General features: G+C 71.5%; 12 protein-coding genes. 5 read left to right on the plus strand and 7 right to left on the minus strand.

What is annotated here, in order from left to right:
* Positions 1–196: 196 nt before the first annotated feature.
* A complete protein-coding gene (locus OOK07_RS40425; RefSeq protein ID WP_266801568.1) occupies positions 197–1,816 on the plus strand; it encodes an RICIN domain-containing protein in 1,620 nt (539 codons plus the stop codon).
* 6 nt (positions 1,817–1,822) lie between these two features.
* Here the strand turns inward: OOK07_RS40425 and OOK07_RS40430 are convergent, their stop codons facing one another.
* The 6 genes from OOK07_RS40430 to OOK07_RS40455 all read right to left on the minus strand — a co-directional run bounded on the left by OOK07_RS40430 (position 1,823) and on the right by OOK07_RS40455 (position 7,829).
* On the minus strand, positions 1,823–2,803 hold the full coding sequence (locus tag OOK07_RS40430) for a 2-hydroxyacid dehydrogenase (RefSeq protein ID WP_266801569.1): 981 nt from the start codon (positions 2,801–2,803) through the stop codon (positions 1,823–1,825).
* On the minus strand, positions 2,800–3,969 hold the full coding sequence (locus tag OOK07_RS40435) for a lactate 2-monooxygenase (RefSeq protein WP_266801570.1): 1,170 nt from the start codon (positions 3,967–3,969) through the stop codon (positions 2,800–2,802). The genes OOK07_RS40430 and OOK07_RS40435 overlap by 4 nt, the downstream gene beginning before the upstream one ends.
* Before the next feature lie 147 nt (positions 3,970–4,116).
* A complete protein-coding gene (locus OOK07_RS40440) occupies positions 4,117–4,893 on the minus strand; it encodes an NPP1 family protein (RefSeq protein ID WP_266801571.1) in 777 nt (258 codons plus the stop codon).
* Positions 4,894–5,035: 142 nt separating this feature from the next.
* The gene (locus OOK07_RS40445) at positions 5,036–6,028 is read right to left on the minus strand and encodes an ATP-dependent DNA ligase (protein ID WP_266801572.1); all 993 of its coding nucleotides are present in this window, start codon (positions 6,026–6,028) and stop codon (positions 5,036–5,038) included.
* A 663-nt stretch (positions 6,029–6,691) separates the two neighbouring features.
* The gene (locus OOK07_RS40450; RefSeq protein WP_266801573.1) at positions 6,692–7,375 is read right to left on the minus strand and encodes a response regulator transcription factor; all 684 of its coding nucleotides are present in this window, start codon (positions 7,373–7,375) and stop codon (positions 6,692–6,694) included.
* Between the two features lie 19 nt (positions 7,376–7,394).
* Entirely contained in the window at positions 7,395–7,829 is a 435-nt protein-coding gene (locus tag OOK07_RS40455) for an ATP-binding protein (protein WP_266801574.1), read from the minus strand.
* A 415-nt stretch (positions 7,830–8,244) separates the two neighbouring features.
* Here OOK07_RS40455 and OOK07_RS40460 point away from each other — a divergent pair, with 415 nt between their 5' ends.
* From OOK07_RS40460 to OOK07_RS40470, 3 genes are all read left to right on the plus strand, one after another.
* Positions 8,245–8,625, plus strand: coding sequence for a DoxX family protein (locus OOK07_RS40460; protein WP_266524483.1), 381 nt, complete (start codon positions 8,245–8,247; stop codon positions 8,623–8,625).
* Positions 8,622–9,089 carry a peroxiredoxin gene (locus OOK07_RS40465; RefSeq protein ID WP_266801575.1) on the plus strand — a complete coding sequence of 156 codons (468 nt, stop codon included), beginning with the start codon at positions 8,622–8,624 and terminating at the stop codon, positions 9,087–9,089. The genes OOK07_RS40460 and OOK07_RS40465 overlap by 4 nt, the downstream gene beginning before the upstream one ends.
* Before the next feature lie 76 nt (positions 9,090–9,165).
* A complete protein-coding gene (locus OOK07_RS40470; protein WP_266801576.1) occupies positions 9,166–11,508 on the plus strand; it encodes a SpoIIE family protein phosphatase in 2,343 nt (780 codons plus the stop codon).
* Here OOK07_RS40470 and OOK07_RS40475 read toward each other — a convergent pair whose 3' ends face one another.
* The gene (locus OOK07_RS40475) at positions 11,509–11,943 is read right to left on the minus strand and encodes a cupin domain-containing protein (protein ID WP_266801577.1); all 435 of its coding nucleotides are present in this window, start codon (positions 11,941–11,943) and stop codon (positions 11,509–11,511) included.
* Positions 11,944–12,261: 318 nt separating this feature from the next.
* Here OOK07_RS40475 and OOK07_RS40480 point away from each other — a divergent pair, with 318 nt between their 5' ends.
* Positions 12,262–13,236: a TauD/TfdA dioxygenase family protein gene (locus tag OOK07_RS40480; RefSeq protein WP_266801578.1), complete on the plus strand. Its 975-nt coding sequence runs from the start codon at positions 12,262–12,264 to the stop codon at positions 13,234–13,236.
* The last annotated feature ends 1 nt before the right edge of the window (position 13,237 follow it).

The following is a 13,237-nucleotide window of genomic DNA, read 5'->3' on the forward strand; positions in this document are numbered from 1 at the left end:
GCTTCTGACCAACTTTCAAAGAGGCGGACGTTGCCTGAGTGCCTTGTTGGTCATGAGTGTGTTGTGCAAGAGTGAACTACCCGTGCGGGAGGTGTAATGGCCGGGTGTCGATCGGCCTATCGGAACCGGGTCGAATGCACATACCTGAATTCATGCCCTCCTGTATGTCCCATGCGCGTGGGAAGGAATCCGCTCAGTGCCCACCCCCCACCCACCTCGACCCCCCTACCCGCCGCCCGGCGGGGTTCCCGGAGAATCCGACGAGAACCTCGCCACCCGGCTCAGGGGCCGTCCCGACGGTGAGGTCGCCCCATCCGTCGCGCTGCTCATGGCGCGGCACTGGCAGCCCGCCCGCGATTACGCGGCCATCTGCCTCGCCTCCCAGGCCGAGGTCGCCTCCATGGTGACCGCGGCCACCTTTCACCAGGTCCTCGACCGGCTGGCGTTGGGCGAGGCCGCGCTCGCGGTGCGCCCCCGGCTCCTGGCGGCCGTCAGGGAGACGGTCCGTGTGTGGTCCGCCGAGGACCGGATATCCGGCGTTCTGCCGGAGCTGCTGAAACCCGCCGGCGGGCGCGGTATGCGTACGGCGAAGTCCATGACGCCCGAAAATCGCAAGCTGGCCGAGCGTTCATTCCAGGCCCTTCCCGGACTTTCCCGGTGTTTGCTCTGGCACACCGAGGTCGAGGCGGAGCCCATTTCCATACCCGCCGGCCTACTCGGCATGGATACCGACACCGCGTCCGCGGCACTCGAACAGGCGCGTGAAAAATTCCGTGAAGGTTGTGTACATGCCCATCGGGAACTCGCGCCCAGCAAGGACTGCCGGTTCTACAACCGCCTCCTCGACGTTCCGATTCGCCGGGGTGGGACCCTGCTGCCGGATGTCCAGCAGCATCTTGCGGAATGCCCCTACTGCCGTTTCGCCGCCGAGCAACTGAGCCATATCGAGGGCGGGTTGGGCGTACTCCTGGCCGAATCGGTGCTCGGCTGGGGTGCTCTCCGTTACTTCGACACCCGACCCGGCCGAGCACAGCAGCCAGAGCGCACGCGCAACTCCTCGGCACGGCACGGCGGCGGACGCCCGCGCATCATGCCCCGCATCCCGCTGCCGGGCCGCCGGTCTCCCGGGGCGCCACGGAACTCGCGGGCCCTGTTGACCGGAGTGGGCGTCGCCTCAGCCGGGCTGCTCGCGGCCTTGTTCGCGGCCGGACTGTTCTCGCACGACGACGGCGTCGACCCGGCCGCCTCCAACGCCTCCAACGGGGCGAACGGCGGCACCGCGCCGGGCGTCGGCTCCCAGTCGGCACCCGGCACCGCCCACCTCCCCACGGTGCCGGGCCAGTCCAGGCTGCGCAACGCCGGGGCGGACCTGTGCCTCGACATCAGGGGCGAGGTGAAGGCCGGGGCCGGGACCGAGCTGGCGGCATGCTCGGACGCACCCACCCAGCAGTGGTCGTACGAGAGCAACGGGCTGGTGCGCAGCGTGGCGGACTCAGGCCTGTGCCTGGACTCGCATGTGGACGCCGGCGTGGTCGTCCTCGGCAAGTGCGCCGCCGAGAAGGACAAGCGGGGCGAGGACGTGCGCTACGACCTCACCGCGCAGGGGGAGTTGCTGACCCGCTGGGACAAGCAGCTCGCCCTTACCGCCACCGCCGAGGACCCCGGCGCTGACATCGTCGTCAAGGTTCGCGAGGGTTCCTCGGCGCAGCGCTGGCTGGCAGATGCGACCGCCTCGGCCGACCAGGGCTCGCTGTCGATCCCGGGCACCGACACCCCCGTGGTGCGCGCCGCGCGGCTGTCGGAGCGGACCATGTGACCGGGTTCAGGCCACGACGTCCTTCGGCTGTCCGCCGGTCAGGAAGCCGGTCACGTTCTGCACGGCGGCCAGCGCGATGCGGACCACCGTTTCGCGGGTCACCCCGCCGACATGCGGCGAGAGCACCACGCCAGGGGAGCTGAGCAGGCGCAGGGCCCGGGTGGGCGGTTCGGGGTCGAAGACGTCGATGCCCGCCCCGGCCAGGGCGCCCTTCTCCAGCGCGTCCGCCAGGGCGTCCTGGTCGATGAGGGCGCCGCGCGCGGTGTTGATCACGAACGCCGTCGGCTTGAGGAGCGCGAGCCGCCCGGCATCGAGCAGATGCCGGGTCGCGGTGGTCAGCGGGACGTGCAGCGAGACGTAGTCGGCCGTGCGCAGCAGTTCGTCGAGCGGGACGTGGCGGGCGCCGCCGAGCCGGGCCTCCGTCTCCTCGGGCAGCCTGCGGCGGCCGGCGTACACGATGCTCATGTCGAACGCGACGGCGCGGCGGGCGACTTCCTGCCCGATGTTCCCGAGTCCGACGATGCCGAGCGTCTTGCCGGACAGCTCGGTGAGCGAGCGCTGCAGCCGGGGCAGCGCCCAGTCGGCCTCGACGAGCGCGGTGTGCGCCGGGATCAGCTGCTTGGCGAGCGCGAGCATGAGGGCGAAGGTCTGCTCGGCCACGTTCTGCGACTCGGCGCCGCTGGAGCCGATGTTGCACACGCGTACGTCGTGGGCCCGGGCGGCCTCCACGTCGACGTAGTCGAAGCCGTGGCTGGCGCACTGCACCAGCTCCAAGTCCGGTGCGGCGGCCAGGTGTTCGGCCGTCACGGGGGACAGCGCAGTGATGATCACATGGGCCGTGTGCAGGGCGGCCGGGTCCTCGTCGGTCGCCTCGACGACGATGACGTTCGCCTCGCCGGGAAAGAGGGAGGCGAGTCCGGCACCGGCGGCTCGGCCGCCGACATGCGGGGCGACGACGGCGAGAACGTTCTTCGGGGCAGTGGTCATGCGGATTCCTCGATGAGGTCGGCGGGCCCGATCGTGGCGGGAGTGGCGTGTCCGGACAGGGCGAGCGTGAGGTCGAACTCGGCGAGCAGGCAGCGGATCACGTGCTCGACGCCCGCCTGCCCGTCCAGGCCGAGCCCGTACACGTACGGCCGCCCCACCAGCACCGCCTGCGCGCCGAGCGCGAGGGCCTTGAAGACGTCGTCCCCGGTGCGCACGCCGCTGTCGAACAGGACGGTCAGCCGGTCGCCGACCGCCTCGGCCACCCGGGGCAGCGCGTCGGCGGCCGCGACGGATCCGGCGACCTGACGTCCGCCGTGGTTGGAGACGACCACGCCGTCCATGCCTGCGTCGGCGGCGAGCCGTGCGTCGTCCGGGTGCAGGATGCCCTTGAGAACGATCGGGCCGTCCCAGTTCTCCCGCAGGAACGCCAGGTCGGGCCAGGTCTTGCCCGGGTCGGCGAACATGCCGACGAAATGCAGCACGGCCGCGTTCGGGTCCTCGTGCACCGGCTTGGCGAGGCCCGCCTGGAAGGCCGGGTCGGAGAAGTGGTTCGCCGTACCGACCCCGTGCAGGAAGGGGAGATAGGCCTGGTCGAGATCGCGGGGGCGCCAGGCCAGCAACGGCGTGTCGAGGGTGACGACCAGCGCCGTGAACCCGGCCGCCTTCGCCCGGTTCAGGAAACTCCGCGTCACCTCACGGTCCTTGGCCCAGTACAGCTGGAACCAGCGCTCCGCGTCGCCCATCGCCTCCGCGACCTGCTCCATCGGCGTGCTGGACGCCGAGGACAGGATGTACGGCACCCCCTGCGCCGCGGCGGCGCGGGCGGCGGCCGGTTCGGCCTCCGGGTGCATGATCGACAGTACGCCGACGGGCGCCAGCGCCAGCGGGGCGGGCAGGGCACGGCCCAGCACCTCGACCGACAGGTCCCGCTCGTGCACGTCCCGCAGCATCCGCGGCACGATCCTGCGCCGCTCGAGTGCTGCCCGGTTCGCCCGTGCCGTGCTGCCGTCGCCCGCACTTCCCGCGACATAGCCGACCGGTCCAGGGCCGAGCCGCTGCTCGGTCAGCTCCTCCAGCCGGGTCAGGTCGGTGGGCAGCCTGGGTACGGCGCCCGACATCCCGTTGAGATAGATCTCGTACTGGAAGTCCGCCCAGTGCTTGGCCATGGAAGGGTCCCGTCTCTCGTCGCAGAGAACGCGCTGGACGCCGACGATACCGGCCGGTAGGTCGGGTGAAGAGGCAGGGTGCGACCTGCCGGCTCACGCAGGATGCGCGCCGGTTCACGAGGTGCGAGGAGAACGTGGGCCGGCCGGTCAGGCGCTGGGATCGAACGCGATCCCGGACGGCTTCGCCGACGAGAGATGTGCGGCGAAGCTGCTGTCCTTCAGACCGAAGTTGGCGCTCCCGAAGTCGTAGGCGCTCAGCTTGTCCCGCAGGCCCGCGGGGTAGCCGTTCCAGCCGACCAGCGGCGGGTACTGCCAGGTGTGCCGGTCGTTCTCCGGCGGCTCGTCGTTCGCGTTCGCCAGCCGGAAGCAGTGCGTTCTGATGCCGTCCTTGTGGTAGACGATCTTCGCGTGTGAGCCGTCGAAACGGACCTCGGAGGCCGTATGCACGGTGAATGAGCCGTGGTTGGACGTCGAGACGTACTTGATCTGGCTGTCCTGCACCCAGATCACCACGTGTTCCCAGTCGTGCCGGTGCCCGCCGATGCTGCTGCCGGCCAGGGCCTGGTCCTTCTCGAAGTACAGGCCGTACAGGTACGCGCACCAGCCGTTGTTGCACTTGTAGCGCGAGTAGCTGTTGGTGTTGTCGAGGTCGGAGGCGTCGTGGCACTGCCCGTTGAGGGCGCCGGTCGGCTTGAGGCCGCCGTTGATCGTGCCGTCGGGGCCGATGGCGGGGCTGGAGTAGCAGCCGTCCGTGTCGTAGTCGAAAGCCGGCTGGTACGTGAACTCCGCGGCCTCCGCGGCCGCGGGCAGCGCCTGGGGCGGGGCGGCGAAGGCGGCGGCGGGGAAAGCGATGACGAGCGTGGCGGCGCCGGCCAGGCCGGTCAGCCATCTCCTGCGATGCAGCTTGGACTTCTGCGACGACACCGCGTCCTCCTCCTGGTCCGGGCGCAGCCCAACGGCTGCGAGGGGCAAGGGAGTTCAGCATCCCGGGTTTTCACTTCCGGGCCAAGAGTCGCAGGCGTACCAGTGGTGAAGCGCAGCCCGGTGTTCGGCTGGTGACGGCGTGTCAGGAGGTGGGCGGAGCCGGATCCTCCGGGATGTCGGCCGAGGACTCCTCGGGTGTCAGGTCGGGTCTCAGCCGCAGCCACGACGGCTGGCGCAGCATTCCGGCCCGGGTACGGGTGCTGTAGCGGACCTCGCCGACCAGTCGGGGCACCACCCAGTGGGCCCCCGCGACCGGCGGTACGGGGTCGAAGGGGCATACGTCGGTCGCGGCGGACCCGAGCAGCCTCGCCAGTTGCGCACGTTCGGCCTCGCTCCAGCCGGTGCCCACGCTCCCGACATACCGCAGCCGCCCCGCCGCCCGTTGCCCGACCAGGACCGCGCCGGGCAGTCCCGACAGCCGCCCCCTGCCGGCCAGCCAGCCGCCCACGACGACGTCCTCACTGTGCATGTTGCGGATCTTGATCCAGGCGCGGGAACGCACCCCGGGTTCGTACACCGAGTCCAGTCGTTTGCACACCAGGCCCTCCAGACCGTGCTCACGGGTGGCCCGCAGGGCCTGATCGCCGTTCCCGACCAGCGCGGCCGGGGTGGACCAGAACGGACCGTCGAGACCGAGCCGCTCCAGTTGTCCCCGCCGCCGGGCATAGGGGAGCCCCGTGAGGTCCTGCCCGCCCAGGTGCAGTACGTCGAACAGGACGAGGTGCACGGGCACACTCGCCGCCTGCCGTGCCGCCCTGCCGGGCGCGTGCGCCAGCCCCATGCGGGACTGCAGCAACTGGAAGTCGGCGCGTCCCCCTTCGTCGAGCGCCAGCACCTCTCCGTCCAGCACCGCCGGTGTCGTACCGAGCACCGAGCCGAGCGGCCGCAGCTCGGGGTACGCGCCCGTGATGTTCTCCGCGGACCGTGCGCGCAGCAGGACGCTGCCGTCCCCTTCGAGGTAGGCCACCACGCGCTGGCCGTCCTGCTTGGTCTCGTAGGCCCAGCGGGCGTCCTGCGCGGTGGGCGGCAGCTTGCCGGCCCTGGCGAGCATGGGCGGAATCAGGGGGAGCGTCACGGGATGACTGTCGACGCCGCGGCCCGCCGCCATTCGCTCCGCGTGCCGCTTTCCCCTGAACGGCGCTGTCCGCAGGTGAACGAAGCTACCTACAGACTGCTTGCCCGGGTCAGCAGACCGTCCAGACCCACCCGGCGGAAGAACTCGACGCGGATGCGGTCGGCCACGGCGGAGACGACCTCGCTGCGGTCGCGGCTCGGTCCACGTGGATCCGGAACGGCCGCCTGCCGGGAGGCAGTTCCAGGGCCCGCACGACGGCCTCCGCCACGTCGGCGACATCGGCGGCACGCATGCCCCGCGTAGACCGGGTGCCCGAGCTCGGCGAGCGCGCGGACGGTGAGGGCGCCGAAACCGCTGGAGGCGCTGTTGCCCGGACCCGCGGTTTCTCCGGGCGGTTGCGCGACAGTGTGCTCGACTCGCTGACCCGTCCGGCCGGCACGGGCGAGCCGAGCGAGCGCGGCAGGGCCGTCCCTGTCGCCGCCGCGACGCCGGCCGCCCGCCTGCGTGCCCACCAGCCCCGGTGTTCACGGCCGCCGGGTCAGCGCTGCTGGAACAGTGGCTGGACAGACTCTCCGCAGGCTGAGCGCGTCACCCGTCGCCCGTCGCCCGTCAGCCGTCACCCGTCCGCCGTCAGCAGTCAGGTGTGGATGCCAGATGTCAGCCTCATCGCTCGGCGGGCGGCGACAGCGTCGTGAGGCCCGACTGGTAGGCGATGACGGCGAGTTGGGCGCGGTCGCGGGCGCCCAGCTTCGCCATGGTGCGGTGGAGCTGCGTGCGCACCGTGACCGGGCTGACGAAGAGCTTCTCGGCGATCTCCTCGTTCGAGTGGCCCTCCGCCACCCAGCCCATCAGCCGGCGCTCAGGGGCGGTCAGTGCGGGGAGGCCGGCGGACGCCGTCGGGTGCACCCCCTGTGCGGGGGCGGCCAGGAAGCGCGTGATCAGCGCGCGGGTGGCGAGCGGAGAGAGCAGCGAGTCGCCCACGGCCACCGTCCGGATGCCGTCGAGGAACGCGTCGGCGGTCACGTCCTTGCCGAGGAACCCGCTCGCGCCGGCCTGCAGCGCCTGGGCGACGTACTCGTCGATCTCGAACGTGGTGAGGATCAGCACGCGCGTGCTCGACAGATCGGGGTCGGAGCAGATTGCGGACGTGGCGGCCACGCCGTCGGTGCCGGGCAGGCGAATGTCCATCAGCGCGACGTCGGGGCGGTGCACGCGCGCGAGGGCGACGGCCTCGCCGCCTGTGGTGGCCTCGGCGACCACCTCCATGTCGTCGCAGGAGTCGATCAGGATCCGGAACGTGGCCCGGAGGAGGGCCTGGTCGTCGGCGAGCAGCACGCGGAGGGTCATGGTGTCCGTTCTTGTCGTCTCATGGCTGCCGTTCCCTGGTGCCGGGGAGTTCGTCGCGGGAGGGAACGGCGGAGTGCGGGGGGAGGCGGGTGGCGACCTCGAATCCGTCCTCCAGGCGGTGGCGGACCTGGAGGGCGCCACCGACGGAGCGGGCGCGTTCGGGCATGCCTATCAGCCCGGAGCGGTGCCCCGGGGCGGGGGTCGCGACGACGGCGGACGAGCCGTCGTCGTCGGTGAGGGCGATCGTCAGGTGGTCCTCGTCCTTCCGGCGCAGTACACCCACCGTGGCCTTCATCTCGCGCGGCGCGGACGTTCTCGTACAGGTGAGGTCGGTGAGGGTCTTCCGGGCGTGCTCGGGACGGGTACGCGCCAGATGGGCCGCCGAGCCCGAGGCGGTCATGGTGTCGACGGTGCGGACGTGGTCGTCCGCATATCGCTGCCAGGGGATGCTCATCGCGTCTTTCCGGTCGGGTCCTGGAAGCAATGGTGGGCGATGCACGCCGGGAACGACGGATGAGGATCGCCCGTGTCCCGCCACACGAGCGACGCTCTCGGGGGGAAGCCGGGGAGGTCAGACGGGGGGCGGGCGCCCCAGTGACCGGCTCCTCGGTGGCCGGATCGTCAGGGGTCCTTGCGGGTGAGCCGCTCGCCCGCCGCATCGACGAAGGACGCTGTGCCGGTCGGTCGACCGGACATACGCCCTGGCCGCCGTCGCCGACGGCATGCGCCACATGGAGCAGGGGCCCGCCCGCGGAAAGACCGTGGCCTCCCTGGCGTGAGAGAGCGGAAGGCCGCTCATGCCGGACGCCCGGGACGTCGCCCTTCTACCCTCCGGTAACATCGCCCGGCAGGTCATCAGAGGAGGAACCGTGCCACGGTCCGAACGCTCGCCCCTGCTGCTCGCCGGCCTGCTGGCCGCAGCAGGTGTCACCCACTTCGCCGCGCCGAGCCCGTACGACGCGACCATTCCGCGGGCCCTGCCGGGCGCGCCCCGGACATGGACGTATGTCAGCGGCGCCGCCGAACTCGCACTGGCCGCGGGCATCGCACTGCCCCGCACGCGCAAGGCCTCGGCGCTGGCCGCGGCCGCCTTCTTCGTCGGCGTCTTCCCCGCCAACGTGAAGATGGCCGTCGACTGGCGCCACCGCCCCACCCCGCAGAAGGCCGCGGCCCTGGGACGACTGCCCCTGCAGCTGCCCCTGGTGCTGTGGGCCCGCAGCGTCGCGAGGAGCGGGGAGGGACGGTCATGACGGAGCGCCTCACCATCGGTGACAAGGTCGACGACTTCGAACTTCCGGACGAGACCGGCACCCCTCGCATGCTGTCCGAACTGCTCGCCGACGGGCCGGTGGTGCTCTTCTTCTACCCCGCCGCCCTGACCGCCGGCTGCACGGCGGAGGCCTGCCACTTCCGCGACCTGGCAGCTGAGTTCGCCGCCGTCGGCGCCCAGCCCGTGGGCATCAGCGGCGACCCCGTCGAACGCCAGCAGGAGTTCGCGGGCCGCCACACGCTCGGCATGCCGCTGCTCTCCGACAGTGACGGAACGGTCCGCGAGCTGTTCGGAGTGAAGCGCGGCTTCACCCTGGCACCCACCAAACGCGTCACTTTCGTCATAGCCCAGGACCGCACCGTCCTCGACATCGTCCGCAGCGAACTCCGGATGAACACCCACGCCGACCGGGCCCTGACCGCTCTGCGCGCACAACAGAAGTGACACCCGTGAAACGGAGGACCCGGCCGGTCCTCCGTTTCGGTTGAAGCGGTGCGACAAAAGCACCATTCTGAAGGCTATGGAGCACGCCTCGAACGCGGCGGTCGTGGACGCCCTCGGCATCGTGACAGGGTGGAGCGAGGGCGCCCGGCAGCTGACGGGATACCCGGCGGGCGAAGTGGTGGGCCGGCCGGTGCGGGACCTGCTTGCCGAGGAACCCCCGCCCGAGGCCGTTGCGGCGCTGACCGGCACCGTCGTGGTGCGGCATCGTGACGGCTCCGCAGCCCCGCTCACGGTGCGGGCGTGCGTCGTACAGAGCGAGGGCGGCGAGGACGGCGGCTACATGATCACGGCCGAGCGCGCCGGTGACCACCACCGTTCGGTCCAGGCCGGCCGGGCCTTTCAACAGGCCGCCATGTCGATGTCCGTCTTCGACGTCAGCCAGCGCTATCTGCGCCTCAACGACGTCGCGTCCCGCGTCATGGGCGTGCCGGAGGACGCCCTGCTCGGCCGGTTCTTCTCTGACACGGTGGCGGACGCCGAGCACAGCAGCGGCTTCCTGGCCCATCTGCGCCACGTGGCCGAGACGGGCAGGCCGACCCGCTACGAGAGCTACGGCGGTGCCCCGGCCCTGAACCGGGATCATGCCTGGACCACGGAGATGTGGCCGCTGCGTGAGCCCACCGGTGAGGTGTACGCGGTCGCGCTCGCCTCGTTCGACAGCACCGAGCAGTACCTGGCCCGCCAGCGCCTGGCGCTGCTGAACGAGGCGGCGGCCTCCATCGGCACCACCCTGGACGTGATCCGCACCGCCGAGGAACTCATCGAACTCCTGGTGCCCCGGTACGCCGACTTCGCCAGCGTCGACCTGCTCGACTGGGTTCTCGGCGCGGAAGAGGGGCCCGTGATGCCGGAGGCCGACGTCATGATGCGGCGGGTCGCGCACGGCTCGGCCACCGAGGGCACGCCCGAGGCCGCCGTGCACGTGGGGGACACCGACATCTACCCGTCGTTCTCGCCGACTGCGAAGGCCCTGCACACGGGGCGGGCCGTCCTCAGCCAGGCGGGCGAGCCGGACTTCATGCGGTGGGTCGCCGAGCGCAACACACGGGAGCCCGAGGGCCGCCCGTACCGCAGGGGCGTCCACTCGATGCTCGCGGTGCCGCTGCGGGCCCGGGGCACCACGCTGGGCGTCGCGGTCGGCGTCCGTATAGCGAATCCTGACGACTACGGCGGCGACGACGCCGTCCTCGGCGAGGAACTCGCCAGCCGGGCCGCGGTCTGCATCGACAACGCGCGCCGCTTCGCCCGCGAGCGCACCACCGCACTGGCCCTGCAGAACAGCCTGCTGCCGAGGGGACTGTCCGGGCAGGCGGCGGTCGAAGTGGCCCACCGGTATCTGCCCTGCGGCTCGCCGGTCGGCATCGGCGGCGACTGGTTCGACGTCATCCCGCTGTCCGGCAGCCGTGTCGCCCTGGTCGTCGGCGACGTGGTCGGACACGGCATCCCGTCCTCGGCGACGATGGGCCGCCTCTGTACGGCCGTACGCACCCTCGCGGACGTGGACCTGCCGCCGGACGAACTCCTCACGCACCTCGACGACCTGGTCATCCACCTGGCGTCGGACGACAGCGGTGCCGAGGCCGCCGAGTTCGGCGCCACCTGTCTGTACGCCGTCTACGACCCCGTCTCGCGTCGCCTCAGCCTTGCCGCGGCAGGCCACCCACCGCCCGCCCTCGTGCTGCCCGACGGGACCACGAGCCTGATCCCCATGACGGCCGGGCCTCCGCTCGGTGTCGGCGGCCTGCCCTTCGAGGCCACCGAGCTGGAAGTGCCCGAAGGCTGCGTGGTCGCCCTGTACACCGACGGCCTGATCGAGGACCGCGACCGCGACATCGACCACGCCACCGACGAACTGTGCCGCGCGCTCACCGCCCCCGCCGACACCCTCGACACGCTGTGCGACGCGGTCCTCAAGGCCGTGCTGCCCGAGGAGCCCAGTGACGACGTGGCGCTGCTGCTGGCGCGCACCCGCGCGCTGCGCGAGGACCGGGTCGCGACCTGGGACATCACCCCGGATCCGGAGCGCGTGGCCGCGGCCCGGCAGGCGGCGACCGAGCAACTGACCGCCTGGGGCCTGGACGAGGCCGCGTTCGTCACCGAACTCGTCGTCAGCGAACTGGTCACCAACGCGATCCGGTACGGCTCACCTCCCATCCAGCTGCGTCTGATCCGCGACCGCACCCTCATCTGCGAGGTCTCCGACGGCAGTTCCACCTCACCGCACCTGCGCCGGGCGCACGCCTTCGACGAGGGCGGCCGCGGACTGCTGCTGGTCGCCCAGCTCACCCAGCGCTGGGGCAGTCGGCAGGCGGGCCAGGGCAAGACGATCTGGGCCGAACAGTCGCTGACCCCGCAGTGATCACTGGAACGAGCAGCCCGGGTTCGGCACGTCCTCCGAGAAGGGCGCGCCGTGCGGCAGGATGTACAGCACTTCCAGGATCAGTGGAGTGGTGCCCTCGTTGCGGCCGAGGTGGACATCGCTCGGTCCGCCCGGCTCGCGGAGGGCGGTGCCGGTCTTGTAGACACCGTCCCCGGCGCAGTCGGAGGCGTAGTGGCTGAGGGTGCCCTGTCGGACGAAGCCGTAGACGGTGCCGTCGTGGTAGTGCCAGCCGGTGCTCTGGCCGGGCGGGACGGTGATCTCCCGGACGACGTAGTCGGTGTCCCCGACGGTGGTCTGGCTGATCAGCCGCCCGGACACCCCCGGGCCGGGCGGTGTGGCTCCCGCGGAGTTGCAGGTCAGAACGGTGCCGGTGACGACCGCGCCGACCACGGCGGTACGGAGGGCGTTGCGCATGTGAAAGGCCTTCCCGAAACGAGGGACGAAGATCGACTGACGTCGTGAACATAGAGGCCCACAAGGGCGGCTGGGGCCGGATTCATTGAATCCGTACCGAGTGGCCAGACGGCGGTCCGCTCCCGTACACGTCAGCCGGTTTCCCGTCGCCCCTGAGACCCGGGAACCGCGGATGCCGCAGTATTCCGTCCCGGGACGCGGCGCGCCCGCGACGAGGACGCGCTCCGCATCCGGCCATGGAACATCCCTCGTGTTCCCTGCGAAGATCGGATACGAGACCGGCCGAGCCGAGCCGGTCCGGTGATCATCGGAGCGCGTATGACGACGGAGCGGGACACGGCGACGGGCGTCGAACAGGTCGCGGGGATCGAGGTGAAACCGGTCGCCGGGCACATCGGAGCCGAGATCACAGGAGTCGATCTCGCCTCCGCACCGGACGACGCCGTGGTCGCCGCGATCCGGGCGGCGGTGCTGCGCTGGAAGGTGGTGTTCTTCCGCGGGCAACGGCTCGACCACGCCGGGCACGTGGCGTTCGCGCGCCGCTTCGGCAAGCCCGTCGTGCTGCGCAAACGGGGCAGCGCCTCACCGCCGGACGTCCCCGAGGTCGAGACGACCGCCGACCGCCTTGAGCTGGGCGGAAAGTTCGGCATGGAGCACGACGAGTGGCTGCAGCGCCGACGGCACACGCTGCTGCGCGGCTGGCACTGCGACCACGGCGCGCGCATCGACCCGCCGGCCGCGACGATCCTGCGCGCCGAGGCCGTGCCGCCCTACGGCGGTGACACGACATGGTCGAACCTGGCGGCCGCCTACGCCGGACTCTCCGCTCCCGTGCGGGCGTTCGTCGACGGGCTCCGCGCAGAGCACCGCCTGGGCGTCGGCTACCAGCCGCGTCCGGGCGACGACAGCTATCTGCGCCACCTGCTGGACCATCAGGTCGCCTCCGTGCACCCGCTGGTGCGCGTGCACCCCGAGACGGGCGAGCGGGTGCTGTTCGTCAACGGCTACTACATCGAGCAGATCACCGACGTCTCCCGCCCGGAGAGCCGGGCGATCCTCGACATGCTGCTGGAGCAGGCGGTCCGGCCCGAGTACACGGTGCGGTTCCGCTGGGAGCCGGGCAGCGTGGCCTTCTGGGACAACCGGGCCACCATGCACCTCGCCCCCAGCGACAACACCCACCTCGACGTCCCACGGATCATGCACCGGGTGATGCTGACGGGCGACGTACCCGTCGGCGTGGACGGCAGACCCTCGCAGCCGGTAGTCGGGACCGAGCCGGGGCGCTGGTGAC

It is taken from the genome of Streptomyces sp. NBC_00078 (assembly GCF_026343335.1).
GTDB lineage: Bacteria > Actinomycetota > Actinomycetes > Streptomycetales > Streptomycetaceae > Streptomyces.